The following is a 25,223-nucleotide window of genomic DNA, read 5'->3' on the forward strand; positions in this document are numbered from 1 at the left end:
GTCGACGACGCTTGGACTGACGCGCTTCGGATACTTCGGCTCGACGGCATCGGTCTGCCGCAGCCAGCTGCTCACCGTGTTTCGGGACAGGCCCGTACGCCTCGCAATCTCGCGCAGCGGGACCTTCTCGCGGAAATACATCCGCCTGATCTTGGCCAATATGCCCACCGTGATCACCTTTGTATCCCCTGCTCAAGGATTGAGCAGGGCATTCAATCACGCGGGTCAAAATTCGATGAAAATTGCGCCCCTTAGTGGGTCAGTTCTGCGTGGACATCAACACCAATCCCAAGCACGCCAGGTTGGCGCTGGCTTACGATGTCGCGATCGGAATTTGTCGGATTTCACCACAACAATTGAACGATTTCAGGATCGAGGCCGATTGGCGATTTGGCGCGCAGTTGAGCGACGATCATTCGAATAGTGTTTATTCAGAATACTTCAGCTACGGCACGATGAAGAATGAATCGCTTGTCAATTGGATCACCGAAGACCATGAGGCAACGCTGCCAGACACGATAGACGACACGCGGCAAGGTGGTACATTGCTCGGTATCGGGAAGGTCGTATGAAAACGCTATTTGCCTCCCGCTCACGACGGCTTGCCCTGGCATTCGCGTCAGTACTGCTTGTAATTGGCGCCGTGGCAATTGAAGCGACCGGTTATGGTCATCAGACGCGAAGTATGGGAGAAGAAATGACACGATGGATAGGATTGCCGGCCTTGGCTGGGATTGCAGTCTTTGCGTTCGCCACGGCGTGGTCATCAGCGACCGCGGAGGCCGCACAGCCTATTTCCGCGCCGGCCCCATCGGCGCCTGTTCAAGAGGGGCCGTTTGTCGCTCAAGTCGTGGGGCTGGAGTGGCTCAATCCGCTGCAGCGTCGTGACTATCCTACCGAGTGGCAATTGCTGTGGACGATGGGACTCGTCAAGCCGAATAAGAACGATGACATGGTCAGAACAGACCCCCAGAGTTTTTCATCGGTTAAACCCGTCGCTATTGTTGCGGACGGGAACGGCGGAGAGGAATCTTTAAAGGGGTTTTATAAGAAATACATCCGCACTCTACTTATCGCGCTTCACGATAGGTACGCGATGGAAGAGCATTATTTTTATACGGTTCAGCCATCCGATAAGCGACGCTGGCGGGAGCTGGCAGGCATTCGGATTGAACTCGCGATTCCCTCACGACTTCCTCCGCAAGAGGCTCGTTCGCGTCTTAGCAACGAAATGCTGACGGCCTTTTCAATTGGAAGCAAATCGTTCCCCGATCTGTGGAGCAGGGATACGCCGCCTGACATTCAGATCCGCGTCGGCGGCGCGAATGCCGGTTTCACATCGCTGAACGCGGCACTCGACTATCTGCAGGCACACCCGCAGGAAAGCGTATGGGTGATGAACTGGGACGCACCGAGCTTTCCGCCTAAAGACGAGCAGATGAACGAAAACCTCACCGTACTGTTCCTGGCCGGCCCGGATCTGAAGACGGAGCGCGAGCCGCTCGCCTGGATCGGCAAGGTGGCAACGGGCAAGGTAAGCGACTACGAGGCGAAGGCCGGCACTACACGAGCGGTTCAGGCGTGGAAAGCGACGATCGCACAGGCTGCTCATAACGCAAACGTCGACCCGTCGAGTATCCAGTTCGTCGTGCACGACGCAGGCAAGGGCAGCGACGCGGCATCGGCGCGTCTGGCGTCGCTGTCGCAGACGCTCACCGAAACGCTGCCCGAATTCGACTACACGAAGCAGGTTTTCAACACGCCGGCGTTACTCGGCGACATGGGTGCAGGCACGGCGCTGACGGACATCGCACTCGCAATCGGCCGGATCAACCATTTCGGTGGCAATGCGCTGGTTGCAGGCACGACGGACGCTAACCACCCGACTGCGGTTGTCGTGCTGCCGCCATCGAAGCTCACGCCAATCAACCCGAACGGAGACTGGTTCCGCGCACGCGGCGAGAACAACGCCTATCTGCCGTGGTGGGGACGTCGTCACGACACGAACTACGGCATCCAGGGTTACTCGTACTGAGGAGCATCCATGCGCGGTGCTCATTTCGTCGGTGTCTACCTCAGGGCTTTTCCTGAACAGGTAGTGAGACGACAGGCAGCGATCAGGTCGCCAACTCGTGGATCACCCTGAACGTCGGCACTGACAGCACCGCGAACCCCACCGTAATGACCGCGAGCACCGCGGTCCTTTTCCGCAACAGCGCGCAGAGGGCGATCGCCAGCCCGTAGAACGCGCAGGTCAGAATGAAGACCCACCACAGCGCCGCATAGCCCGCACCGCCTTCGAAATTCGATACGTTCTGCGTGATCCGGGTCGCGGCATACCCGGCGACGGTCATGCTCGCAGGCAGGCACAGCACCGAATACAGCACGAAGACGATGATCTGCCGCGGTGTCGGATCGGATGACGTCATGGAGAGCGTTCTGTTGCGGATGGACGGAGGGCGCCCGACCGTCCGCCGTGCGGGCCGATCAAGGCAGCCGGCAGAATGCGGCCGTTTTCCGCGTTTGGCAACCGCCGCCCGCCCGCCGTCCCGTCACCCCCGCCCAAAACTCGGCCGCTTCGGATCATACGTCCACCCCGGCACCAGATATCGCATCGCGACCGCATCGTCGCGCGCCGTGCCGCCCACCGCGTTGTACAGCGCATGCGCAGCCTCGACCTGCGCCATATCCAGCTCGATCCCAAGCCCCGGCCGTTCCGGCACGGCCACCTGGCCGCCGACGATCGCGAGCGGCTCGCGCGTGAGCCGCGCATCGCCTTCCTGCCAGATCCAGTGCGTGTCGATCGCGGTGATCGTGCCGGGCGCGGCCGCCGCCGCATGCGTGAACATCGCGAGCGACACGTCGAAGTGATTGTTCGAGTGCGAGCCCCACGTGAGCCCCCAGTCGCGGCACAGCTGCGCGAGCCGCACCGAGCCCTGCATCGTCCAGAAATGCGGATCGGCGAGCGGGATGTCGACCGCCTGCAGCCGCACCGCGTGATCCATCTGCCGCCAGTCGGTCGCGATCATGTTGGTCGCGGTCGGGATCCCCGTCGCGCGGCGGAATTCGGCCATCACCTCGCGGCCCGAATAGCCGCCTTCTGGCCCGCACGGATCTTCCGCGTACGCGAGCAGGTGGCCTTGCCCGCGGCACAGCGCGACGGCCTCGTCGAGCGACCACGCGCCGTTCGGGTCGAGCGTCGTGCGCGCATCGGGAAAGCGCGCCTTGATCGCCGCGATCGCTTCCATCTCGTCCGCGCCGGCCATCACGCCGCCCTTCAGCTTGAAATCGGCGAAACCGTAGCGCTCGACCGCAGCTTCGGCCTGGCGCGCGATCGCGGCCGGCGTGAGCGCCGCTTCGTTGCGCAACCGGAACCAGGCGTCCGAAGCGTGCGCCTCGTCGCGATACGGCAGATCGGTGCGGCGCCGGTCGCCGATATAGAACAGGTACGCGAGCATCGGCACCGCGTCGCGCTGCTGGCCTTCGCCGAGCAGTGCCGCGACCGGCACGTCGAGGTGCTGGCCGAGCAGGTCGAGCAGCGCCGCTTCGATCGCGGTGATCACGTTGTCGAGCCGCAGGTTGATCTCGTGCGGCTGGCGCAGCACCGCGGCCTCGCCGGCCGACGTCACTTCATGGCGGATCGTGCGGCCCGCACCCGCACCCGCACCGGACAGCGCCGCACGCACCGCGTTGAGTGTCGCCTGGTAGCGTCCGATCGACTGGCCGACCACGCGATCCGTCATGCGCTCGAGCGCGTGGCGGATGCCTTCGCCGCCGGGCACTTCGCCGACGCCCGTGTGTCCGCTGCTGTCGTCGAGGATCACGAGGTTGCGCGTGAAGTACGGCGCGTGCGCGCCGCACAGGTTGAGCAGCATGCTGTCGCGGCCGGCGACGGGAATCACCTGCATGCGCGTGACACGCGGGGTGCCGGCACGGCTGGGTTCGGACATCGGTTCGCTCCTGGTTCCGGTGGTGCGCGGGCCGCAGGCTGCGCCGGCGCGGCCCGTGCCGTTCATTGAAGCTCGACGCGGCGGATCTCGCCGACGACGAACAGGTAGCAGATCACGGCGACGAGCGCGTGCGCGACGACGTAGACGAGCGCGCCGTTGAACGAGCCGCTGCGGTCGACGATGTAGCCGATCGCGATCGGCGTCGTGATGCTGGAGAGGTTGCCGCACGTGTTGAGCAGCGCGCCGCTCAAGCCTGCGATCTGGCGCGGCGCGGTGTCGGCGTTGACGGCCCAGCCGAGCGCGCCGAGCCCCTTGCCGAAGAACGACAGCGCCATGAACAGCACGACGAGCACGTGCGAATCGGTGTAGTTGCAGACGATCATCGACATCGACAGCAGCATGCCGATCACGATCGGCACCTTGCGCGCGACCGACAGCGAGCGGCCCTGCTTGAGCAGCGCATCGGACACGATCCCGCCGAGAATCCCGCCGAGGAACCCGCACACGGCCGGGATCGACGCGACGAGCCCCGCGTTGAGGATCGACATCCCGCGCGCCTGCACGAGATAGACGGGAAACCACGTGATGAAGAAATAGGTGAGCGCGTTGATGCAGTACTGCGCGACGTACACGCCGATCAGCATCCGGTTTTTCAGGAGCGCTTTCACGTGGCGCATCGACGGGCCGCCGTCGCGTCCGCCGGTCGCCTGGTCGATATTGACGAGCGCGCCGCCTTCGGCGAGGTAGTCGAGTTCCGCGCGGTTGATGTTCGGGTGGTCCTTCGGGTCGTACATCGTGCGGTTCCACACCAGCACGAACGCGAAGCCGAGCACGCCCATCACCGCGAACACCGACTGCCAGCCGAACGAATGGACGAGCCAGCCCATCAGCGGCGCGAACACGACGGTCGCCGCGTACTGCGCGGCGTTGAAGATCGCCGACGCGGTGCCGCGCTCGGCGGCCGGGAACCACGCGGACACGATCCGGCTATTGGCCGGGAACGACGGCGCTTCGGCCGCGCCGACCAGGAAGCGCAGCCCGAACAGCAGCGCGAACGCGGCCGCGCCGCCGAAGAAGCCGATCGTGCCCTGCAGCAGCGTGAACAGCGACCAGAAGAAGATGCTGAATGCATAGACGATGCGCGACCCGTAGCGGTCGAGCAGCCAGCCGCCCGGCAGTTGCGCGACCACGTACGACCAGCCAAACGCCGAAAAGATGAAGCCGATCTGCACGTGGCTCAGGTGCAGCGCGCGGGCGAGGCTCGGGCCCGCGATCGCGATCGCCGCGCGGTCCGCGTAGTTGATCGTCGTGACCGCGAACAAGACTGCCAGCACCAGCCAGCGCACGCGGGTGCGCCGGGCCGTTGCCGACGCGGACGCCGGCAGCGCGTGAAGCGGATTCATGACTTGTCTCCTCCGAAGGGCGGAAGGTGCCGTCGTGCGGCAGGCGCGTCGGTGCGCGCGTGATATGTGCAGGTGCCGCCGGCACGAGGCCAGGCACCGGACGCCAATGCAGGCGGGGCGTCCGGGCCATTCTGTCATGTCGAAATTTGCGCTTTCATGCCAATTGCTGACTTGATCGATTCACGATTTGAATCGATCGCTCAGGCACATGCGTCGTCCGCGGCGGTGCCGTGGTGGCGCGCCACGTGCTCCGCGAGAAACTCGACGGCGGCGCGCACGCCGGGCAGCTGGCCGCGCCGGTGCGGCATCAGCAGCGTCGTCGTGACGGTACCCGCACGCCAGCCGGGCAATACGCGCACGAGGGCACCGGACGCGAGCGCGGCGCCGGCGATCCAGTCGGGCAGGCACGCGATGCCGAGGCCGGCCGTCGCCGCCTGCAGCAGCAGCGTCGATTCGTCGGCCTGCAGGCGCGGGCGCGGGGTCACGTCGACGGCGTCGCTGCCGCGCTGCAGCCGCCACGGCTGCTGGCCCGGTTGCAGCCCGTCGTGCTGCGCGAGCTCGGCCGGCGCGTCCGGTGTGCCGGCCCGCGCGAGATAGGCCGGCGATGCCACGGCGACGATCGGCGACGTCGCGAGCGGCCGTTGCACGAGCGCGGAATCGGGCAGCGGCGCGAAATGGCTGCGCACCGCGATGTCGAAGCCTTCCTGCGCGATGTCGATGAGGCGGTCGCTCGCATGAATCTGCAGCAGCAGCTTCGGGTGCGCGATCGCCAGCGCCGGCAGGCAGGGCGCGAGGATGTGCTGCGCGACCGGCACCGAACTCGTGATCCGCACGACGCCGGCCGGCTCGGCGGCTTGCCGCAGCACCGCGTCGCGCGCGCTTTCGGCCTCGATGACGGCAGCGCGTGCATGTTCGAAGAATTCGGTGCCGACCGGCGTGAGCCGGAAGCTGCGCGACGTGCGATGCACGAGCCGAGCGCCGAGCGTGCGCTCGAGCTCGGCAACGCGTTTGCTGACCGTCGATTTCGGCAGGTCGAGCCGGCGCGCGGCGGCCGACATGCTGCCGGCATCGACCGCCTGCACGAACAGGTAGAGATCGTTCAGATTCACTTCCAGCGTCCACATGGAGAAACGACGGGTTTCAATTTTAGCGGCTACTGCGTCATCGTTCGCCGTGGGAGCATGACCGCTCGTTCAACTTCTTCGGAATCTCCCGATGTCTCCCATCCTTCTTTACGGCATTCCCGCCGGCTGCTCGTTCGGCTCGATCGTTGCGCTCGAATGGACGGGCCGCCCGTACCGGCTGTCGCGCATCACGATGCCGGGCACCGTGACGAGCGACGCGTTCCTCGCGCTGAACCCCGTCGCCGAGACGCCGGCGTTCGTAACCGCGAACGGCGACGTGCTGACCGAAAGCCTCGCGATCCTCGGCCACATCGGCGCGCAGGCGCTCGACAGCGGCCTCGCGTTCCGCCAGGGCAGCGCGGATTTCGACCGGCTGAACCGGATGCTGGCGTGGCTGAACACGACGTTCTTCAACGCGTTCGGTGCGCTCTGGTACGTGTACGAACACGACACCGAAGGCGCCGAGAAAGCGGCGTTGCAGGCGTACGGCCGCGGCAAGGTGCTGAAGGCCCACCGGCAGCTCGAGGCGATGCTCGCGCGCGATGAAGGCCCGTGGCTGCTGGGCACACGGCGCACGCTGGCCGACGCGTACTTCGCCGGGATCGCGCGCTGGGCCGACTATCACGCAGTGTTCGAGCCCGAAGCGTTCCCGCGCATCGCTGCACTGCGTGCGCGGCTCGCCGACGATGCAGGCGTGCAGTTCGCGCATGCGATCGAGGGAAACCTGCCGCTGCCGGCGTCGTCGACGTTCGAAGGGCATGTTTCGCTCGACGATGCGCTGGCAAGCGCACGCGACATCGCGATTCCGGCCAGGGCGATCTGACCAGCCTCGTGATCACCCGAAGGGATGGAAGACGCTGGCGATAATTTTTACCCGGATGATATTGACATTCAATTTATACCCGGATAAAAATAGCGCCATTCTGATTCCAGCCCACGGGCGACCACGATGACCACCACACTGCTTCCTTCCTACACGGCTTTCGACGGCCACCGGCGGCTCGCGTCGGGCCCGCTCGCGACAGTCGCGCTTGCGGCCCGGCAGGCTGCCGGCGATGCGATGCCCGCCATGATCCTGATCTTCGACGATGCGACGGGCCGCTCGATCGACCTCGACCTGCGGGGCACGGCGGACGAGATCCGCGCGCGCTATGCGCCGCCGCCGGGCGACGCATCGGCGGCCGCCAGCGAGCCGGCCGGCGCGGGCGAACAGCGCGGCCGCGGCCGGCCGAAGCTCGGCGTCGTGTCGCGCGAGGTCACGCTGCTGCCGCGTCACTGGGAATGGCTTGCCGCGCAGCCGGGCGGCGCGTCCGTCGCGTTGCGCAAGCTCGTCGAGGACGCACGGCGCACGCATGCGGCGGCCGATCGTCTCCGCGACGCGCAAGCGCGTGCATACCACTTCATGTCGGCGATGGCGGGCGACCTGCCTGGCTTCGAAGAGGCCGCGCGCGCGCTGTATGCGAACGATCCGGCGCGCTTCGCCGAGCTGATCGCCGGCTGGCCGGACGACGTGCGCGACCATGCGCTCGCGCTGGCGCGCGGCGAGCTGCCGCCGTCCACCGAAGACTGCTGAAAGGAAGATCGGACGCCATGACCGTATTCGACCTGAACCGCGGCGCGATCGCGCCGGTCGCCGACGAGGTCGATCTCGTCGACCTGCGCGTGACCGGCACCGTCCCGCACGAACTCGCCGGCACGTTGCTGCGCAACGGCCCGAATCCGCCGGGCGGCCGCTTCGAAGGGAACGACATGCTGTCGTGGTGGCCGGAAGCCGCGATGCTGCACGCGATCGCGTTCGAAGGCGGCCGCGCGACCGGCTACCGGAACCGCTGGGCGCGCACGCAGCGCTGGGCCGCCGTGCATGCGCCCGGCGAGGTGTCGCGGCTGCCCGACACCAATCCGAACGTGAGTGTGCTGCAGCATGCGGGCGAATTGCTCGCGCTGTCGGAGGGCGGCGCGCCGTTCGCGATCACGGCCGCGCTCGATTCGCTCGGCGTGCCGGCGCGGCACGCGGGCTTCGGCGGCGGGATGACCGCGCATCCGAAGGTCGATCCGGTGACCGGCGAGCTGATCGCGTTTCGCGCGGACTGGCGTGCGCCGTGGCTGCGCTACGGTGTTGCCGACGCGCAAGGTGTGCAACGCGTCGAACTCGCGATCGACCTGAGCGCGCCGTCGATGATGCACGACCTCGCGATCACCGAGACCCGCAGCCTGCTGCTCGACCTGAACGTCGGCTACGACTTCTCGCTGCTGAAGCAGGGCCACCGGATGCCGCTGCGCTGGCACGACGACCGACCCGCGCGCATCGGCGTGATCCCGCGCCATGGCGGCGCCGTGCGCTGGTTCGGTGTCGAGCCGTGCTTCGTCATGCACGTCGTGAACGCGTACGACTGCGATGCGTCGTGCATCGTGCTCGATGCGGTGCGCTATTCGTCGTTCCTGCGGCTCGACGTGGGGACGGGCCGTTTCGTCGACAACCCGGTCGGCGAGCTGTGGCGCTACGTGATCGATACGGCGAACGGGCTGATCGATGAAGGGCCGCTCGCCGACGGCGGCATCGAGATGCCGCGCATCAACGAAAGCCGGACGGGGCGCCGCTACCGCTACCTGTATGCGGTCGAGCAGCCGAACCCCGCAGAAATGCGCGGCGTGATGCGCTTCGACCACGCCAGCGGCACGACGACGCGCTACGCGGTGCCGCCCGGCGACGAGAACGGCGAGCCGGTGTTCGTGCCGCGCCCGGGCGGCGTCGACGAGGACGACGGCTGGCTGCTGGTAATGGTCTACCGCGCGGCGACGGATACGAGCGACGTCGTGATCCTCGATGCACGGGCGATCGACGCGGGGCCGCTCGCAACCGTGCACCTGCCGCGCCGCGTGCCGGCCGGGTTCCACGGCGCGTGGGTGCCGCGCGGGCGCTGAGCGGCGGCGCTGCGCGTCACTGCGCGCGCAGTGCGTCGACGATCTTCAGTCGCGCGGCGCGCATCGCCGGCAGGAACCCGCCGACGAGCCCCATCACGAGCGAGAACAGCAGCGTCTTCACGACGATCGCGGGCGTCAGCACGAAGCGGAACGACAGGTCCGCGAAGGTCTGGAAGTTGGTCGTCGAGAACGACGCGAACTGCATCAGCGACGCGCACGCGAGCCCCGCGACACCGCCGACGAAGCCGAGCAGCAGCGCTTCCAGCAGGAACGCGGCGAGCACGTTCGTGCGCTTGAAGCCAAGCGCGCGCAGCGTGCCGATCTCGGCGACGCGGTTCGCGACCGACGCATACATCGTGATCATCGCGCCGATCATCGCGGCGATCGAGAAGATCGTCGACAGCGTGATGCCGAGGATGTTGATGAACTTCGACAGCGCCCTCGACTGGTCGCCGTAGAAGGTCTGTTCGCGTTTCGCCTCGTCGGTGAGGCGCGGGTCGACATCGATGTCGGCCTTGAAGCGCGCGAAGCCGTCGGCGCTCGGGATGCGCAGCACCATCGACGAATAGCTGGTGCGCCGGAACGACTGCATCAGCTGGTCGACGTCGCCCCAGATCTCCGAATCGAAGCCGCTGCCGCCCGCGTCGAAGATGCCGACGATGGTCCAGTCGCGCTGCGCGAAATGCAGGCTGTCGCCGAGCTGCGTGCCGCTGAATCCTTTCGCGATCGCGCTGCCGACGATGATTTCCGACGAGCCGGGCGCGAACATGCGGCCGGCGGCGAGCGTCACGTGCGGGCGCAGTGCGAGGCCGGCCGGCGACATGCCGCGAATCACGACGTTCGACGGCTTGCCGGACGACGTCTTCACCAGCGAGATCAGCACGACCGCCTCCTTCGACACGAGCGGCCGGCCGTCGGGGCCGAGCGCGACGGCCGGGTGCATCTCGAGCGCATTGGCCTGCTGGTGGTCGATCGAACTCTGGATCTCGGTTTCGGCGCCCTTGCGGATCACCACCGCGTTGTCGGGTTCGCCGGTCGACACGAGCGTCTTCGTGAGCCCCGCGTCGAGCATCTGCACCGTCGCGAACACGAAGATCACGAGCGCCATCCCGCCGGCGGTCAGCGTGGTGGTGAGCCGCCGGGTCCACAGGTTGCGCGCGATGTAGTTGAGCGGGATCGCCATGCGCCTAGCCGATCGCCCGCAGGCCTTCGACGACACGCACGCGCGCGGCCTGCCACGCCGGCACGATCGCCGCCGCGAAGCCGACCGCGATCGAGCACGCGGCCTGCAGCGCGACCGTCTCGGCCGACACCTTGAACACCGGGAAGATGCCGCCGGCTGCCTGCTTGAACAGGCTTGCGGCGGGCGGCGTCGCGAGGATCCCGAGCCCGCCGCCGGCCACCGCGATCACCACCGATTCGCCGAACACGATCAGCGCGAGGAAGCCGGGGCCGAAGCCGAGCGCCTTCAGCGTCGCGTATTCGGCCGTGCGCTCGCGTGCGCTCATCGCCATCGCGTTGGCCATCACGGCCATGATGATCAGGATCACGACGTACGACACGACGCGGATTGCCGCGATGATCTGGTTCGACATCGCGACGAAGCCGAGCTGGAACGCCTGCTCGGTCTCGGTCAGCGTCTCGGCGAGCGAGTTCTTGAACACCGCGTCGACGTTGCGCGCGATCGATGCGCCGTCGTCGGGGTTCGCGACGCCGAGCACGAATACGCCGACCTGGTCGGCCTGCTTCGGCGTGCGCTGGCGCACCGTCTCGTTCAGGTAATCCCAGTGGAACACCAGCTGGCGCGTGATCGTCGAGTCGTCGCGGCCGTCGAAGATCCCGCGCACGACGAAATCCCAGGTGCCCGGGTAGATCGTGCCCTTCAGCGGAATCACGTCGCCGATCCTGAAGCCGAACTGCGTCGCGAGCTGGCGCCCGACGAGGCAGCCGCGCCGGTCGCGGTTGTAGTCGGCGCGCTGCTGGTCCGGGACGATGAATTCCGGGTACAGGTCGAGATAGTTGTCCGATACCGCGAAGCTCGCGAAGAAGTTCTTCGGGTCGCGGTAGATGCCGCCGAACCAGTTCGAGCGGACCACGGCCGTCACGCCTTCGACGCCGCGGATCCGGTTCTCGTAACTCACGGGCAGCGGAAACACGAGCGAGATCGCGTTGCGCGTGACGAGCCGCCCGCTGGATGCGGCGGCCGCGCCCGCGTACCACGCGTCGACTACGGTGTGCAGCAGCCCGAACGCGAGTACCGCAATGGTCAGCCCGAGCACGGTCAGCAGCGTGCGCAGCCGGTGCCGCAGCGCATTGCGCGCGATCAGCTTCAGCACGTACATGGCGCGCGCTCCCGCAGCCGGTCAGCCGGCGTGCCCATCGATCAGCTCCCCTTTTTCCAGATGCACGAGCGCGCGCGCGGCGCCGGCTGCATGCGCGTCGTGGGTCACCATGATGATCGTCTTGCCGAGCTCGGCGTTCATCCGCTGCAGCATCGCGAGCACGTCGGTGGCCGACGCACGGTCGAGGTCGCCGGTAGGCTCGTCGGCGACGATCAGCACCGGATCGGTGATCAGCGCGCGCGCGATCGCGACGCGCTGCTGCTGGCCGCCCGACAGCTCGGACGGGTAATGGCTCGTCCGGTCGCCGAGGTTCACCATGTCGAGCACGAGTTCGACGCGCTCGCGCCGCTCGCGGCGCGACAGGTGCGTGAGCATCAGCGGCAGCTCGACGTTTTCGAACGCGGTGAGCACCGGCATCAGGTTGTAGAACTGGAAGATGAAGCCGACATTCGCCGCGCGCCATTCGGCCAGTTGCGCCTCCGCGAGCAGCGAGATGTCGAGCCCGCCCACGCGCAGCTCGCCGCTGTCGGGCCGGTCGATGCCGGCCACGAGGTTCAGCAGCGTGCTCTTGCCGGAGCCGGACGGCCCCATCAGCGCAACGAAGTCGCCTTCGGCGATGTCGAGCGTGATGTCGGTCAGCACGGGCACGATCTGGTTGCCGCGCCGGTACGACTTCGCGACGTGGCTGATCTCGACGAGGGGCGGCGGGGCGTCGTTCACGCGTGCGCTACTTCTTCGCGACGGTCACTTTCGCGCCGTCCTTCAGCTTTGCGCCCGGCGCGAGCACGACGGTGTCGCCTGGCTTCACGCCGCGGATCGCGACGAGTTCGCCGATCCGCATGCCGGCCGTCACGGGCGTCGCGTGCACGATGTCGTCCTTCACGACGAACACGACCGGCCGCCCGTCGTGCTCGACGACCGCGCTCGCCTGCACGGCCGTCACGGGCTGACGGTCCTGCGCCGATACGGGCTTCGACAGGAACGCGATCTTCGCGCTCATGTCGGGCAGCACGCGCTCGTCGCGGTCGACGAAGCGCACCTTCACGAGCACGGTGGCCTTCGAGCGGTCGACGGTCGGCACGATGCGCGACACGCGGCCCGCGAAGCGCGTATCGGGCAGCGCATCGAGCTGGATCTCGCACGGCTGCTCTGCGCGGATCTTCGCGATGTTCGATTCGGCGACGTCGGCCTCGACCTCGAGCGTGTCCATGTCGGCGATCGTCACGACCGCCCCCTTGCTGTCCGACGCGGACGAGAACGGCGTGATGTTGTCGCCGACGTTCGCGTGCTTCGCGAGCACGATGCCGTCGAACGGGGCGCGGATCACGGTCTGGTCGACGGCGACCTGCGCGGCCTGCGCGTTGGCCTCGGCGGACGCGATGGCAGCCTGGTCGCTGCTGAGCGACGCGCGCGCCTTGTTCACGCGGGCCGTGTCGGTGTCGAGCTGCGCGGCCGGCACGGCGCCCCGCGGCGCGAGTGCCGAGGTGCGGCGCAACGCGATTTCGGCGTCCTTCAGTTCGGCCTGCTCGACGCCGAGGTTGGCACGGGCGACCTTCACCTGCGCGAGCGCTTGCGCCAGCGATGCCTCGACGTCGCGGCTTTCGAGGCGCGCGATGATCTCGTCCTTCTTCACGCGCGTGCCTTCGAGCACGCCGAGCCATTCGACGCGCCCCTGGCCCTTCGATGCGACCGCGGCCTTGCGCTGCGGCACGACGTAACCGGTCGCATTGAGCTGCGTGTCGTTCTGGTACGGGTAGGCGGACGTGACGGCGGTGGTTTCGACGGCCGGCCGGCCGGTCAGCGCAAGGCCGGCGACGATCGCGACGACGACGACCGCGGCGACGGCCGCATAGCGGAGCCACCGGCGCCGGCGGGGCGCCGGTGCGAGCGGACGCCGGTCGATCTTCAGTTTGTCCAGATTGTGATCGGGCAATTTGAGCGCCTCGAGACGGCGGCGGTCTGGCGACCGGCCGCGATCCGGTTTCCGGGGAAAGGGACGGATGGACGCCAGTATAAGCGTCGCCCCGGCGGCGCGCGAGCGGGTTGGCAGCGCCGTCGCCGCAGCCGCCGGAACGATCGCCGACGCGGGGAGGTGCGTGTTCCCCCGGGGAAACCCGAGGGGCGCAAGCAACGTGTCAACTTGCCGCGAACGCGATGCGTTATGGAACCAGTGCGTCAGGTTTTGTCGCGGCGGAACGGCGCAAGCCGGCCTCGCGGCCTGGGGCTCCGATGCGAATGCCTCGCATCTTTACTTACCGGTACGTTTGATTTTTTCTCCGCTAAAGGAAGAACAATGAAGAAGACGCTCGCTTCGATCATCGCCGCAGCATTCGCACTCGCATCGGTTTCGGCATTCGCACAGGCGTCCGCGCCGGCAGCCGACACGTCGGCAGCCGCTCCGGCACCGGCCAAGAAGGATCACAGCAAGCCGAAGCACCAGCTGAAGCAACACGGTTCGGCCAAGGGCAAGGCGAAGGCCGCCGCTGCATCGGCAGCCGGCACGAACGACGCAGGCGCAGCCAACTAAGCGCTTCGCCCGGGGCCGGCACCGCCGGCCGCCAGTCGCGAGACCCCGCATGTTCCGGCATGCGGGGTTTTGTTTTTTTCAGGCGTTGTGTTCGCCGGCCGGCGGCGCGCGCATCGCATCGACCACCGTACGCATGCGCCGCCAGTGCGAGCCTTCCCAGAACACGCGCCGGCACACGTCGCACGCGGCGAAGCGCCGGTGCCGCTGCCGGACGCCGGCCGGCACGCGCGGCGCGGCAGCGGCCGCGTCGAGCGGATGCAGCGGTGCGTTGCAGCGCAGGCACAGCCGGAACGGCCGCATGTGCGGCGCGAGATCGAGCCGCTCGAACAGTTCGCGCAGCTGGTCGGCCGGCTGCAGCGCGTGCAGGTAGCAGCCGCGCTCGACCGCGCGCCGCTTGAGCAGCTCGCGGTCGCGGGTCAGCACGATCCGGCTCTCGCGCGCGGCGAGCGCCGCGAGCTCGTCGTCGCGGTAGTGGTTGTCGTAGCAGGTGTCGAAGCCCGCGAGACGCAGCAGTTGCGCGAGGCCGCCGAGATGCGCGTCGGCGACGAAGCGCCATTGCACCGGTTGCGGCGCGGCGGTCCCGCTCGCCGCCGGCTGCGCGCGCTCCGGGAAGGCTTCGACCCGGTCGCCGTCGCCGAGCGGCCGGTCGAGCGCGGCCGGTGCGTCGTTCACGCAGAGCCGGCCGATTTCGGTATGCGGGACGCCGAGCGCCTCGATCGCGTGCTTCACCGTCGCATCGCGCGCGCATGCGTGCCCGAACGCGCGGTCGCGCTGTATGCGCGGGAGAAAGGCGTTCAGTTCGTCGTGGAAGCGGAAGGTCGCGGTCGCCATGCGCGCAGTATCGCACCGCGCTTGGCCGGCCGCGTGCCCTGCAGACACCCCGCATCTGTGTTTAACTCCCGGCTTCACGGAGCGAAGGAGCGGGTAATGGATCTCGGATTTATCGGGCTGGGTGAAATGGGGCAGGCAATCGCGACGAACCTGCTGAAGGCGGGGCACACGGTGCGGGTCTGGAACCGGTCGCGCGAGCGCGCCGAGCCGCTCGCCGCGGCCGGTGCGCAGATCGTCGACACGCCGGCCGACGCGTTTCGCGGCGACGCGGTGTTCTCGATGCTGGCCGACGACGCCGCTGCGCGCGCGATCTTCGACGACGCGCTGCTTGCGCAGGCGCCGCGTGGCCTGATTCACGTCAACATGGCGACGGTCTCGGTCGCGCTGGCCGAATCGCTCGCGCACGCGCATGCATCGCGCGGCATCCATTACGTCGCCGCGCCGGTGATGGGGCGGCCCGACGTCGCGGCCGCCGCGCGCCTGACGATCATGGCGGGCGGCCCGGCCGAGGCGATCGACCGCGTGCAGCCGCTGTTCGACGCGATTGGCCAGAAGACCTGGCGGTTCGGTTCGCTGCCGCAGCACGCGAACGTCGCGAAGATCGCCGCGAACTTCACGCTCGCGTCGGCGATCGAGACGCTCGGCGAGGCGTCCGCGCTGCTGGGCGCACACGGCGTCGCGATGCGCGACTTCCTCGACGTGATCACCGGCAGCGTGTTTCCGGGGCCTGTCTACGAAGGCTACGGCTCGATGATCGCCGAGCGGCGCTACGAGCCCGCGCGCTTCAAGGCGCGCCTCGGGCTGAAGGACGTTCGCCTCGCGCTTGAAGCCGGCGACGCCGTCTCGGTGCCGCTGCCGGTGGCGAGCGTCGTGCGCGACAACCTGCTCGACGCGCTCGCGCACGGCGGCGGCGACCAGGATTTCGCGGTGCTCGGCGAAGTCGCGCTGCGCCGCGCGGGCCGCTGATCCGTCGCGCGACAGAAGGCCGGCGCACCGGCATAATCGACGTTTCGTTTTCCGTACATCCAGGCTGAGGCGGTCATGAACTTGCATACGTGGTGGCTTTTCGTGGCGACGGTGTTCGTCATATCGGCGATTCCGGGCCCGAACATGCTGCTGGTGATGACGCACGGCGCGCGGCACGGGCTGCGGCGTTCGGCATGGACGATGGCCGGCTGCCTCACGGCGCTGGTGCTGATGCTGTCGGTGTCGGCGGCGGGCCTCGGCGCGGTGCTCGAGGCCTGGCCGGCGATGTTCAACACGCTGCGTTTCGCGGGTGCGGCCTACCTGATCTACCTTGGCGTGAAGGCGTGGCGCGCACGCGTCGACGACGAGCAGCCTGCCGCCGACGTTGAAACCATCTCGCGCCAGTCCGCGCCCGCCTCGCGCGGGACGCTGTTCCGCAACGGCTTCCTCGTCGCGGGCAGCAACCCGAAGGCGATCCTGTTCGCGGCTGCGCTGCTGCCGCAGTTCATCAACGCGGCCGAGCCGACGCTGCCGCAGTTCGGCATTCTCGTCGTCACGTTCGCGGTGATCGAGGTGAGCTGGTATCTCGTCTATGCGTCGTTCGGCACGCGCATCGGCGCGACGCTGAAGAGCCAGAGCGTGGCGAAGATCTTCAACCGGCTGACGGGCGGGCTGTTCGTCGGCTTCGGCGCGATGATGGCACTCGTCCGTCACTGATTTCGCCCTGACACCGGTGCGCCGAACGCCCCGTCCCTCGCAAGAGGGCGGGGCGTTCGGCTTTTCGGGCCTGCGTCACGCTCGCTTACGCACGCGGGCGAGTCAACGCCGCTGCGCCGGCCCGGCGTCCGGCCGCGAGCCCGAAGACGGCGGCCGCGCCGGCGAACGCGAACCCGACGCTGCACACCGCACTCCACCCGCCCCAGGCCCACGCGCTGCCAGCGAGCACCGCGCCGAGCGCGCCGCCGATGAAGAACAGTCCGACGAACAGCCCGTTCAGGCGGCCGCGTGCGGCCGGGTTCAGCAGGTTGATCTCGCGGCGGCCGATCGTCTGGTCGACGATGACGCCCGCATCGAGCAAAGCCGCGCCGCCGGCCAGCAGCGCGAGCGCGAAGCCGCGATGCGCGTGTGCGTCGAAGCCGAACCAGCCGGCGCCCGCGATCCCGAGCACGACGAGCGCCACGAGCATCGTGCCGTGCGCGATCCGCTGCGCGGCCGGGCCGTGGCCGCGGTCGCCGGCACGGCCGGCGAGCGGCGTGACGATCGCGCCGCTGGCACCGGCGAACGCGAACAGGGCGATCCCATGCAGGTCAAGGCCGAACGGCGGCTGCGCGAGCCGCAGCCCGACCGCGGTCCAGAATGCGCTGAACGCGGCCATCGCGAGCGCGGCCGACAGCGCGTGCCGGCGCAGCACCGGTTCTTCGGCCAGCAGGCGCCCCATCGACGCGAGCAGCGTGCGGTAGCCGGCCGTGATCGACGGCGTGCGCGACGGCAGGCGCAGCGCGAGCACGACGGCGATCGCGGCATTCGCGAGCGCGGCCAGCACGTAGAACCCGCGCCAGCCGGCCGAGCCCGCGATCAGGCTCGCGAGCGGCCGCGACAGCAGGATGCCGAGCATCAGCCCGCTCATCACGTTGCCGACCGCGCGGCCGCGCTGCGCCTCGGGTGCCATCGACGCGGCCATCGGCACGAGCATCTGGATCACGCTCGACGCGGCGCCGGCCACGAGCGTCGCCAGCAGGAACACGGTGCCCGACCGCGTGAACGCGGGCAGCGCGAGCGCGGCCGCGCACGCGGCCAGCGTCGCGACGATCAGGCGGCGATTCTCGAGCAGGTCGACGAGCGGCACGAGCAGCACGAGCCCGGCCGCGTAGCCGAGCTGCGGCAGCATTGCGACGAGGCCGGCCAGGCCGGGCGGCAGGTGCAGGTCGGCGCTGATCGGGCCTGTCAGCGGTTGCGCGGCGAACAGGTCCATCACGATCACGCCGACGGTCGCGGCGAAGAACAGCGTCATGCCCGCGCTCAGCGCGGGCGGCGTGCCGGCGGTCGGGCCGACGGGCGTGCGGACGGCGGCGGGGCAAGGATTGGCAGGGCAGTTCATCGGAAGCCTGGCGAGTGGGGCGAAGGAGTCCCCATCGTAGGTGGTCGATGTTTATGCGACAATTGAAATATCTCTAACATGATTATGCGAGTTTGTTTTGAATACGCGTGATCTCCAGGCATTCGTCGCGGTGGTCGACAGCGGGTCGATGGTCGCCGCGGCCGCGAAGCTCCACCTGACGCAGCCGGGCCTGACGCGGCGCGTGCAGAATCTCGAAACGCTGCTCGGCATGCCGCTGCTCGACCGGCAAAGCAAGCCGCTGAAGCCGACCGCCGCCGGGCGCGACGTCTACGCGCTCGCGCGCAACGTGCTGGGCGCGGTCGACGAGCTGATGGCGGCGGGCGCGCCGGACAGCGAGCCGTCGGGCGAGCTGCGCATCGGCGTGCCGCCGTTCCTGTCCGAGCTGGCACTCGAGCAGCCGATCGACCGGCTGCGCGACGCGTTTCCTCGCCTCACGCTGCGCGTGACGGCCGGCTGGTCGCCGGCGCTGATGCAGGGCATCGAGCGCGGCACGCTCGACGTCGCGGCCGTGATGGTGCCGGCCAGCGTGGCACTGCCCGACACGTTCACGTCGACGCTGCTCGGCACGCAGCCGACGGTGCTCGTCGCCGCGCGCGACTTCCCGCTGCCGGACGGTCCGCTGTCGATCGACACGCTGTCGGGTTTTCCGTGGGTGCTGAGCCAGGACGGCTGCGGGATGCGCTCGGCGCTGAGCCGCACGCTCGGCGCGGCCGGGCTGCCGTTCGACGTCGCGGTCGAGGCGTTCGGCTCGGAGTTGCAGCTGTCGCTCGTCGCGCGCGGCGCGGGCATCGGCATTGCCGCGCCGAACGCGCTGGCGCGCAGCGCGCATCGCGATGCGCTGAGGGTGGTGGAAACGGTGGGGCTCGAGACGCGGATCAACGTGTGGATCGTGCACGGCGCGCTGCCGGGCCGGCTGGTGCGGCCCGCCGCGCTGCTGCGCGATGCACTGGGCGAAGTGCTCGACCGGGTAAACAGGGCGGGGTCAGATGCAGCGAAGGCGGTCTAGAGGCGACATTCGAGGGAAAATCCTTATTTTCTCTACGGAAATGTTGCATTGCGGAAATCGATTCGGTATAGTTGTCCCTGTCTCCTCCATGTCTCCTCTGATATGGATTCAGCCCGCCTCTTAGGCGGGCTTTTTTTTGCCTGCGATTTTGTCGCGGCCTTCCATTCGCCGTCCGTCGCCGCGCTCAGAACTTGTACGTCATCCCGACGTAGCTGATGATCGGGTCGGCCTTCAGGTCCGATTTCGACTCCGAGAGCACCGTGCCGTCGGCCGCCTTGATCGTCACCGTCGACGTCGTCTTCAGCGGGATGTATGTCACCGACGCAATCAGCCCGAAATGCTCGGTCATGTTGTACTGCAGGCCGGCGTTGAACACCGGCTGCCATGACGACGACGCCTTCGCTTCCACCGATGTCGTACCCGGCTTGCCCGCGCCCGCCGCGAGAATCGCGCCGAGGTTGTCCTGCGTCTGCTTGATGAAGTTGGTGTTGAGCTGCAGGTCGCTGAACCAGTTGTACGACACGCCGAGGCCGAGGAACGGCCGGAACTTCGCAGTTGCCGCGCCGAAGTAGTACTGCAGCAGCATCGCCGGGCTCCACTGCCGCACGCTCTTCACGATCGGGTTGACCGACGCCAGCCCGATGTTCTGCGTGCCGAGTGCGCCGGCAGGGCCGGGCGGCCTGATGGTGCCCTGGCCCGATACCTTGAACACCGGCGGCACGCCGGCCACCGACGTGACCGCAATGTGGTCGGTCAGGAAGTGGCTGATCGTCAGGCCGACGGTGTCGGCGCCGCTCGTGCGCAGCCCGGTGCCCGGCGACGTGAACGACGGCGGCAGCCGCAGCGGCGTGTTGATCGGCGTCGGCGCGACGTTGGTCGTCATCGGCGTGCTGCTCTGCTGCGGCATCACGTGGAACCAGCCCAGCGTGACGACGTTGCTGCCGGCGCTCTGCGCGTGCGCCGCGAGCGGCGCCAGCACGGCGGCGCCGGCCGCCGCGCAGAGAAGGGTTTTCTTCATCACGGCTTCCCCCTCCGCTTACTGGACGAACGCGCCGATCGTGAAATACGGCGTCGATCCGGCGTTGTCGAGGAAACCGAACACGCCACCCGTGAAGATGAACTTGCCGGTCGGCGTCGAGCTGCTGGCACCCGTGTGGATCGTCGTGACCGTGCCCGGCACCTTCTGCGTGTAGTCGAGGTCGAGAACCCTCGTGAGTGACGCCTGCGACGGCTGGAACGGATCCAGCAGCGTTGCCTGGCTGTTGATCAGCGCGGTGGTCCGGTAGTTGAACTCGCTGTCGACGCCGATGTACTCGCCGTTCTGCGAACCGACCGCGACCGCCGTTTGCGGCGAAAGGATCGAGATGCTCGATTCGTCGTCGGCGGTGAGGCCCGGCACGCCGTTGCTGTCGGGCGTCGGGTTCGGGTTCGCGACCCCCGTGCGCACGAGGATCGGCACGAGTTGGTTGCGCAGCTTGCCGACGATCATGAAGCCTTTGCCCTGCGGCGTCGCCGACAGCGTCGGCTTCAGCTGGCTCGCGTAGTTGTTCGACTGGAACGCGCCGCTGCCGTCCGCCGACTGGACGAAGCTCGTGCCTTGCTGCGCGCACGCGCCGCCGGCGAACTGGCCGGTCGAGTCGCACTTGGTCCAGCTGCCGTCGGCGTTGATCGTCACCTTCGCGTCGATCGACGCTGGCGCGAAGTTCTGCGACGGCACTTCACCGAAGCCCACATGGCTGTATGTTCCCGCCACCTTCGTGATGTCGGTTTCGATCGACGAGAAGCCGATGAACGGGTAGTACGGGAATTTCGTGTCGGGCACCGCGGCCTGGCCGAGCACACCGCCGAACTGGATCTCCTTGCCGGGAATCGTGCCGCCCGCGACGCCGAAGCCGACGAAGATGCGTGCCGGGCGCGACGCGTCGAGGCTCGCACCGTTCAGGCGGAACGCGCACTGGTTCAGCTTGTTGGTCGGCAGCATTGTTTCCTGCGTGAGCGTGCCGCTGTCGACGGTGCCCGCGCGGGTCGGCACGACGGTGCCGGTCGTTTGCGGCACCGCCGATTCGACATACGTGACCTGCCAGGTCATCTTGGTCGTGTCGAGCTGGACCTTGGCGAGTTCGCCGCTGCCCGCGCCGCCCGTAAACACGGTGCTGTAGTCGAGCGAGGCAGGGCAGAGCCGGTCTTCGACGAGCGGGGGCGGGTTGTCGCTGCCGCCGCCGCAGGCAGAAAGAAGGGGGGCGGCAAGGGCCGCCGCCAGAATGAGGTTGCGCTTCATGTTGCTCCTCCAGATTTGTCTTGTGTGGCGGCCAGCTCCCTGTCGGCCGCTTCTGTTGCTTGTGCTCGTCCTGCCTGCGCCGTGCCGCGCGCTCGTGCGTTGCGCGACGGCGGCCAGCCCGCCGTCGCGCCCTCGTCCGCTACTTGCTGATCTGCGCGCCCACGCCGAAGTACGGTGTCGACGACGTGCTCGAGTTCGCCGACGTCGACGTGACGCCGCCGTTCACCGTGCCCTGGATCAGCGCCGCGTACAGCCCGCCCGTCGCGATCACCACGCCCGATGCGGACGGGTAGCTCGCACCGCTCGGCGGCGTCGTCGTCGCGTTCAGCAGGCCTGGCGTCGCCTGGCCGTAGTCGAGCGTGAAGCCGTCTTCCTCGGCCTGCGTGCTCGGATTGATGAACGACGCGTTGCTGCCGCGGATCAGCGCAGCCGTGTACTTGAAGTTCGAGTCCGCACCCGCGTAGCCGCCGTCGATCGCGCCCGACGTGATTGCCGTCGCCGCGCCGAGCACCGCGATGCCCGACTCGTCGTCGACCTGCGCGTCGGTATGCAGCGGCGGCGTGCCGAGGTTCACGTTGCCCGTACGCACGATCACCGGCACCGTCGCGCCGTTGAGCTGGCCGATCACCATGTGCGCGGTCGCCGACTTGCCGGTCGCGCCGATGAGCGGCAACTGCGTTTGCGGCAGCGTCTGCGGTGCCTTCGTGCTGTCGAAGTAGCCGCCGTTCGCGGTGTTCATGGTCCACGGATTGCCGGTCGTCTGGCAGCCACCCGTGCTCGTCGACGTGCACGCGCCGTTCGCGTCGAACGTCTCGCTCGAGTTCGTGCCCTTCGTCGCGTAGTTGCCCGACGGCACGAGGTGGTAGATCAGCGCGTTGTACGTGCCCGGCAGCTTCGAGATATCCGTCGTCGTGCTCGCGAAGCCGAGGAACGGGTAGAAATCGAAGTGACGGTTCGGCACCTGGCCGACGTTCTGGAGCACGCCGGGGATGATCGTCAGCCCGTCGTACTGGACCGTCGCACCCGGAATGCCGCCGCCCGCGACGCCCATGCCGACCAGCAGCATCGGCGGGTTCGCCTGGTTGAAGTCGGCGGCCGTCGAGTAGGCCGAGCCGTTCGGCGCCTTGCCCGAGCCTGGCGTGAGGATGAACGCGCAGCGTGTCTGCTCGGCGGTCGGTAGCACGCCGGTCGGCGGGTGCATGACCGCACCGGTGATCGTCGTGCCTGCACGGCTCGGCGTGACCGTACCGGTCGCGAGCGGAATCGGCGATTCGAGCCACTTGAGCGTGTAGGTCATTGCCACGGCGTCGATGTTGACGCTGACGATCTCGCCGCTACCGGCGCCGCCGAGGTACGTGCTCTTCACGATGTCGGCGTTGGCCGGGCACAGCGAACCGTTGACGGGCTGCGACGGCGGCGGCCCTTGCGTGCCGCAGCTCGATCCGGAACATTGGGGCGCATTGATCGGCGCAGGTGCGCCGCCGTCCCCCCCACCACATGCAACCAGGAAAGGGGCAATGGCAAAGGCCGTTGCCACCCCCTTCGATAAGGCGTGCGACATGCCGCTGTCTCCAATCGTTTAATTGTGCGAGCTAATGTCGCTGCCTGGATTTTTGCTGTCAATTGATGAACCCGTCTAAAAAAGGCGATTGAAACGGGCATCGTGTATTTAATCCTTGCCGGGCATGGCATTCGGTAAGAATTAAAACGTGCGGCAAGCTGCGGGAAGCGGCCGGAGTGGGGAATGTGCGACGCCGGACAGGCCGGCGAAGCGCCTTCCTGCGTATAACGGCAGCGTTTAAAGCGGCGGTATCCGGTTTATCCCTATTCGGGATTGACTGGATAAAGAAGGGGAGGGATTAATTCACTGGTAATCGCGCAATCGAAAGCTTGTAAATATTTGTAAATGCGCGACCTGGAATTTTTTATATATTGCGTGACAGGGGTAAATAAAAAGCCGGCCAGTGGCCGGCTTTGCATTGCATGCGATGCTGAATCAGCGTTTGAGACCGGCGTCCTCGGCCGCGCCGATGTTCAGGTTCATGCACTGGATCGCGGCGCCCGATGCGCCCTTGCCGAGGTTGTCGAGGCGCGCGACCGTGACGAAGCGCGTTTCGTTGCCGAACACGAACAGGTCGACCCGGTTCGTGTCGTTGTTCGCCTGCACGTCGAAGAAGCCGCCGTCGAGGTTCGCGTCCGCATCGAACGGCGCGACGCGCACGAATGCTTCGTCCGCGTAGTACTCGGCGAACACGCGCTGAACGTCCTGCGGCGTCGCGCCCTTCGCGAGCTGCTCGGGCGTGAAGTAGGTCGTCACCGCGAGACCCTTCAGGAACGGGCCGACGATCGGCGTGAAGATCGGCGGGTTCGCGAGGCCCGTGTGCGCGGCCATTTCCGGCAGGTGCTTGTGCGTGAGGCCGAGCGCGTACGGGCGCGGGCTTGCAAGCTTGCCGCCCGGCGCCGCGCTTTCGTAGTCGGCGATCATCGACTTGCCGCCGCCGCTGTAGCCGGTGATCGAGTAGCTGTGCGCGGCGAACGTCGGTGCGACGATGCCCGCATCGACGAGCGGACGCATCGCGAGCACGAAGGCCGATGCGTGGCAGCCCGGCACCGCGATGCGCTTCGACGTGCGAATCTTCTCGCGCTGTGCGCGGGTCAGTTCCGGCAGGCCGTAGGCCCAGTCGGCGCTGGTGCGGAACGCGGTGCTCGCATCGATCAGCGTCGTGTTCGGGTTCTCGACGAGCGAGGCCGATTCGCGCGACGCGACGTCCGGCAGGCACAGGAACGTGACGTCCGATGCGTTGATCAGGCGGCGGCGCTCTTCGACGTCCTTGCGCTTCGCTTCATCGATGCGCAGGATCTCGATGTCGCTGCGTGCCGACAGGTATTCGAAGATCTTGAGGCCCGTCGTACCTTCCTGGCCGTCGACAAAAACTTTGGTGCTCATTTCGCTCTCACTGAATGAAACGGGGGCCCGCGCCCTGAATCCGCCATTTTAAGACGTCATCCGGCGGGCCTGCACCGCGCGGGGCGAAAAAAAGACGGCCGGCGGGCCGTCTTGTGTCCCTTTGATGCCCGCCGGTGCGGGCGTTCGGGGGTGTTCAGCCACGGCCGGCGACCCAGCGGGCGGTCGCTTCGGCGACCCGCCGGCCGAATGCCTTCCCGGTCTCGAGGTCGCCCGGCAGCGGGCCTTCGTCGGGCGTCGCATCCGCCGGCGACTGCGCGAGCAGGCCCGTCGAGCCGCCCAGGTAGTTGATGTCGTTGCGCGTGGCCGCCTTCGAGTTGGCCGGCATCAGGCTCGTGCCGACCCACACCATCCCATGCTGCATCGACAGCGTGACGAAATATTGAATCGTCGAGAACTTGTCGCCATTCATCGTCGCGGAGTTCGTGAAGCCCGCGGCAATCTTGTCCTTCCATTTCTGCGTGAACCACGCTTTCGACGTTGCATCGGCGAATTGCTTGAACTGCGCCGACGGGCCGCCCATGTAGGTCGGCGCGCCGAAGACGATCGCGTCGGCCGCGTCGAGCGCGGCCCAGCCCGCGTCGTCGACGTCGCCGACGGCGAGCAGGCGCACGGTCGCACCGGCGTCCTGCGCGCCCGCGTGCACGGCCTCGGCCAGTTTCTGCGTGTGACCGTAGCCGCTGTGATAGACGATGACGATGTTCGACATGAGGCGTTCTCCGGAAAGGAACGAAAACGGCGGCCGCAGCGGCGCGCCGCGTCACGCGTCGCCGATGGGCGGCGCGACGGA

25 protein-coding genes are annotated in these 25,223 nt (G+C 67.8%); 9 read left to right on the forward strand and 16 right to left on the reverse strand.

Features of this window, described 5'->3' with window-relative positions:
• Positions 1-168: helix-turn-helix domain-containing protein (locus B7G54_RS35785; RefSeq protein ID WP_133059261.1), on the reverse strand; the 168-nt coding region annotated here is incomplete at its 3' end.
• Positions 169-269: 101 nt separating this feature from the next.
• Here B7G54_RS35785 and B7G54_RS35790 point away from each other — a divergent pair.
• Both B7G54_RS35790 and B7G54_RS35795 read left to right on the forward strand, forming a co-directional pair.
• The gene (locus B7G54_RS35790; protein ID WP_133059260.1) at positions 270-572 is read left to right on the forward strand and encodes a hypothetical protein; all 303 of its coding nucleotides are present in this window, start codon (positions 270-272) and stop codon (positions 570-572) included.
• A complete protein-coding gene (locus B7G54_RS35795; RefSeq protein ID WP_085043402.1) occupies positions 569-2,035 on the forward strand; it encodes a virulence factor in 1,467 nt (488 codons plus the stop codon). The genes B7G54_RS35790 and B7G54_RS35795 overlap by 4 nt, the downstream gene beginning before the upstream one ends.
• An 82-nt stretch (positions 2,036-2,117) precedes the next feature.
• On the opposite strand, the gene B7G54_RS35800 is transcribed toward B7G54_RS35795, so the two are convergent.
• The 4 genes from B7G54_RS35800 to B7G54_RS35820 all read right to left on the reverse strand — a co-directional run bounded on the left by B7G54_RS35800 (position 2,118) and on the right by B7G54_RS35820 (position 6,477).
• Positions 2,118-2,429, reverse strand: a complete 312-nt coding sequence (locus B7G54_RS35800; RefSeq protein ID WP_085043403.1) for a hypothetical protein — start codon at positions 2,427-2,429, stop codon at positions 2,118-2,120.
• Between the two features lie 123 nt (positions 2,430-2,552).
• A complete protein-coding gene (locus B7G54_RS35805) occupies positions 2,553-3,950 on the reverse strand; it encodes an enolase C-terminal domain-like protein (RefSeq protein WP_085043434.1) in 1,398 nt (465 codons plus the stop codon).
• Positions 3,951-4,012: 62 nt separating this feature from the next.
• Positions 4,013-5,353, reverse strand: a complete 1,341-nt coding sequence (locus B7G54_RS35810) for an MFS transporter (protein ID WP_085043404.1) — start codon at positions 5,351-5,353, stop codon at positions 4,013-4,015.
• Positions 5,354-5,553: 200 nt separating this feature from the next.
• A complete protein-coding gene (locus B7G54_RS35820) occupies positions 5,554-6,477 on the reverse strand; it encodes a LysR substrate-binding domain-containing protein (protein ID WP_085043405.1) in 924 nt (307 codons plus the stop codon).
• Positions 6,478-6,568: 91 nt separating this feature from the next.
• On the opposite strand from B7G54_RS35820, the gene B7G54_RS35825 reads away from it, so the two are divergent.
• From B7G54_RS35825 to B7G54_RS35835, 3 genes are all read left to right on the forward strand, one after another.
• Complete coding sequence (locus tag B7G54_RS35825; protein WP_085043406.1) at positions 6,569-7,300, forward strand: glutathione S-transferase family protein; 732 nt, start codon at positions 6,569-6,571, stop codon at positions 7,298-7,300.
• Between the two features lie 126 nt (positions 7,301-7,426).
• Positions 7,427-8,050, forward strand: a complete 624-nt coding sequence (locus B7G54_RS35830; RefSeq protein ID WP_085043407.1) for a DUF2239 family protein — start codon at positions 7,427-7,429, stop codon at positions 8,048-8,050.
• A 17-nt stretch (positions 8,051-8,067) separates the two neighbouring features.
• Positions 8,068-9,399: a carotenoid oxygenase family protein gene (locus B7G54_RS35835; RefSeq protein ID WP_085043408.1), complete on the forward strand. Its 1,332-nt coding sequence runs from the start codon at positions 8,068-8,070 to the stop codon at positions 9,397-9,399.
• 16 nt (positions 9,400-9,415) lie between these two features.
• Here B7G54_RS35835 and B7G54_RS35840 read toward each other — a convergent pair whose 3' ends face one another.
• Genes B7G54_RS35840 through B7G54_RS35855 form a run of 4 tightly spaced genes read right to left on the reverse strand, consistent with a single transcriptional unit; the run spans position 9,416 to position 13,674 of the window.
• A complete protein-coding gene (locus B7G54_RS35840; protein WP_085043409.1) occupies positions 9,416-10,582 on the reverse strand; it encodes an ABC transporter permease in 1,167 nt (388 codons plus the stop codon).
• Positions 10,583-10,586: 4 nt separating this feature from the next.
• Positions 10,587-11,741, reverse strand: a complete 1,155-nt coding sequence (locus tag B7G54_RS35845; protein ID WP_085043410.1) for an ABC transporter permease — start codon at positions 11,739-11,741, stop codon at positions 10,587-10,589.
• Between the two features lie 21 nt (positions 11,742-11,762).
• Complete coding sequence (locus B7G54_RS35850) at positions 11,763-12,461, reverse strand: ABC transporter ATP-binding protein (protein ID WP_085043411.1); 699 nt, start codon at positions 12,459-12,461, stop codon at positions 11,763-11,765.
• A 7-nt stretch (positions 12,462-12,468) separates the two neighbouring features.
• A complete protein-coding gene (locus B7G54_RS35855; RefSeq protein WP_085043412.1) occupies positions 12,469-13,674 on the reverse strand; it encodes an efflux RND transporter periplasmic adaptor subunit in 1,206 nt (401 codons plus the stop codon).
• Positions 13,675-14,034: 360 nt separating this feature from the next.
• Here B7G54_RS35855 and B7G54_RS35860 point away from each other — a divergent pair, with 360 nt between their 5' ends.
• The gene (locus B7G54_RS35860) at positions 14,035-14,268 is read left to right on the forward strand and encodes a hypothetical protein (RefSeq protein WP_085043413.1); all 234 of its coding nucleotides are present in this window, start codon (positions 14,035-14,037) and stop codon (positions 14,266-14,268) included.
• Positions 14,269-14,346: 78 nt separating this feature from the next.
• Here the strand turns inward: B7G54_RS35860 and B7G54_RS35865 are convergent, their stop codons facing one another.
• Positions 14,347-15,099 (reverse strand): Mut7-C RNAse domain-containing protein, encoded by a 753-nt coding sequence (locus B7G54_RS35865; RefSeq protein ID WP_085043414.1) that lies wholly within the window; start codon positions 15,097-15,099, stop codon positions 14,347-14,349.
• Positions 15,100-15,156: 57 nt separating this feature from the next.
• Between B7G54_RS35865 and B7G54_RS35870 the strand changes: the two genes are divergently transcribed.
• Together B7G54_RS35870 and B7G54_RS35875 are read left to right on the forward strand one after the other, a co-directional pair.
• A complete protein-coding gene (locus B7G54_RS35870) occupies positions 15,157-16,065 on the forward strand; it encodes an NAD(P)-dependent oxidoreductase (protein ID WP_279628102.1) in 909 nt (302 codons plus the stop codon).
• Between the two features lie 75 nt (positions 16,066-16,140).
• Positions 16,141-16,782, forward strand: a complete 642-nt coding sequence (locus tag B7G54_RS35875; protein ID WP_085043416.1) for a LysE family translocator — start codon at positions 16,141-16,143, stop codon at positions 16,780-16,782.
• An 85-nt stretch (positions 16,783-16,867) separates the two neighbouring features.
• Here B7G54_RS35875 and B7G54_RS35880 read toward each other — a convergent pair whose 3' ends face one another.
• The gene (locus B7G54_RS35880; protein ID WP_085043417.1) at positions 16,868-18,163 is read right to left on the reverse strand and encodes an MFS transporter; all 1,296 of its coding nucleotides are present in this window, start codon (positions 18,161-18,163) and stop codon (positions 16,868-16,870) included.
• Positions 18,164-18,260: 97 nt separating this feature from the next.
• On the opposite strand from B7G54_RS35880, the gene B7G54_RS35885 reads away from it, so the two are divergent.
• Positions 18,261-19,190: a LysR family transcriptional regulator gene (locus B7G54_RS35885; protein WP_085043418.1), complete on the forward strand. Its 930-nt coding sequence runs from the start codon at positions 18,261-18,263 to the stop codon at positions 19,188-19,190.
• 184 nt (positions 19,191-19,374) lie between these two features.
• Here the strand turns inward: B7G54_RS35885 and B7G54_RS35890 are convergent, their stop codons facing one another.
• The 5 genes from B7G54_RS35890 to B7G54_RS35910 all read right to left on the reverse strand — a co-directional run bounded on the left by B7G54_RS35890 (position 19,375) and on the right by B7G54_RS35910 (position 25,142).
• Positions 19,375-20,208: an OmpW/AlkL family protein gene (locus B7G54_RS35890; protein ID WP_085043419.1), complete on the reverse strand. Its 834-nt coding sequence runs from the start codon at positions 20,206-20,208 to the stop codon at positions 19,375-19,377.
• An 18-nt stretch (positions 20,209-20,226) separates the two neighbouring features.
• Positions 20,227-21,468, reverse strand: coding sequence for a DUF2957 domain-containing protein (locus B7G54_RS35895; protein WP_085043420.1), 1,242 nt, complete (start codon positions 21,466-21,468; stop codon positions 20,227-20,229).
• A 139-nt stretch (positions 21,469-21,607) separates the two neighbouring features.
• Positions 21,608-23,029: a DUF2957 domain-containing protein gene (locus B7G54_RS35900; protein ID WP_085043421.1), complete on the reverse strand. Its 1,422-nt coding sequence runs from the start codon at positions 23,027-23,029 to the stop codon at positions 21,608-21,610.
• 435 nt (positions 23,030-23,464) lie between these two features.
• Complete coding sequence (argC, locus tag B7G54_RS35905) at positions 23,465-24,415, reverse strand: N-acetyl-gamma-glutamyl-phosphate reductase (RefSeq protein WP_085043422.1); 951 nt, start codon at positions 24,413-24,415, stop codon at positions 23,465-23,467.
• Between the two features lie 154 nt (positions 24,416-24,569).
• Entirely contained in the window at positions 24,570-25,142 is a 573-nt protein-coding gene (locus B7G54_RS35910; protein ID WP_021158582.1) for a flavodoxin family protein, read from the reverse strand.
• Positions 25,143-25,223 lie beyond the last annotated feature (81 nt).

The sequence above is a fragment of the Burkholderia puraquae genome, assembly GCF_002099195.1.
Taxonomy (GTDB): domain Bacteria; phylum Pseudomonadota; class Gammaproteobacteria; order Burkholderiales; family Burkholderiaceae; genus Burkholderia; species Burkholderia puraquae.

Excerpts from the sequence above, each read along its gene's own strand:
- B7G54_RS35795 (WP_085043402.1), top strand. The coding sequence starts at position 569 with ATGAAAACGCTATTTGCCTCCCGCTCACGACGGCTTGCCCTGGCATTC.
- B7G54_RS35800 (WP_085043403.1), bottom strand. The coding sequence starts at position 2,429 with ATGACGTCATCCGATCCGACACCGCGGCAGATCATCGTCTTCGTGCTG.
- B7G54_RS35805 (WP_085043434.1), bottom strand. The coding sequence starts at position 3,950 with ATGTCCGAACCCAGCCGTGCCGGCACCCCGCGTGTCACGCGCATGCAG.
- B7G54_RS35810 (WP_085043404.1), bottom strand. The coding sequence starts at position 5,353 with ATGAATCCGCTTCACGCGCTGCCGGCGTCCGCGTCGGCAACGGCCCGG.
- B7G54_RS35820 (WP_085043405.1), bottom strand. The coding sequence starts at position 6,477 with ATGTGGACGCTGGAAGTGAATCTGAACGATCTCTACCTGTTCGTGCAG.
- B7G54_RS35825 (WP_085043406.1), top strand. The coding sequence starts at position 6,569 with ATGTCTCCCATCCTTCTTTACGGCATTCCCGCCGGCTGCTCGTTCGGC.
- B7G54_RS35830 (WP_085043407.1), top strand. The coding sequence starts at position 7,427 with ATGACCACCACACTGCTTCCTTCCTACACGGCTTTCGACGGCCACCGG.
- B7G54_RS35835 (WP_085043408.1), top strand. The coding sequence starts at position 8,068 with ATGACCGTATTCGACCTGAACCGCGGCGCGATCGCGCCGGTCGCCGAC.
- B7G54_RS35840 (WP_085043409.1), bottom strand. The coding sequence starts at position 10,582 with ATGGCGATCCCGCTCAACTACATCGCGCGCAACCTGTGGACCCGGCGG.
- B7G54_RS35845 (WP_085043410.1), bottom strand. The coding sequence starts at position 11,741 with ATGTACGTGCTGAAGCTGATCGCGCGCAATGCGCTGCGGCACCGGCTG.
- B7G54_RS35860 (WP_085043413.1), top strand. The coding sequence starts at position 14,035 with ATGAAGAAGACGCTCGCTTCGATCATCGCCGCAGCATTCGCACTCGCA.
- B7G54_RS35865 (WP_085043414.1), bottom strand. The coding sequence starts at position 15,099 with ATGGCGACCGCGACCTTCCGCTTCCACGACGAACTGAACGCCTTTCTC.
- B7G54_RS35875 (WP_085043416.1), top strand. The coding sequence starts at position 16,141 with ATGAACTTGCATACGTGGTGGCTTTTCGTGGCGACGGTGTTCGTCATA.
- B7G54_RS35880 (WP_085043417.1), bottom strand. The coding sequence starts at position 18,163 with ATGAACTGCCCTGCCAATCCTTGCCCCGCCGCCGTCCGCACGCCCGTC.
- B7G54_RS35890 (WP_085043419.1), bottom strand. The coding sequence starts at position 20,208 with ATGAAGAAAACCCTTCTCTGCGCGGCGGCCGGCGCCGCCGTGCTGGCG.
- B7G54_RS35895 (WP_085043420.1), bottom strand. The coding sequence starts at position 21,468 with ATGAAGCGCAACCTCATTCTGGCGGCGGCCCTTGCCGCCCCCCTTCTT.
- B7G54_RS35900 (WP_085043421.1), bottom strand. The coding sequence starts at position 23,029 with ATGTCGCACGCCTTATCGAAGGGGGTGGCAACGGCCTTTGCCATTGCC.
- argC (WP_085043422.1), bottom strand. The coding sequence starts at position 24,415 with ATGAGCACCAAAGTTTTTGTCGACGGCCAGGAAGGTACGACGGGCCTC.
- B7G54_RS35910 (WP_021158582.1), bottom strand. The coding sequence starts at position 25,142 with ATGTCGAACATCGTCATCGTCTATCACAGCGGCTACGGTCACACGCAG.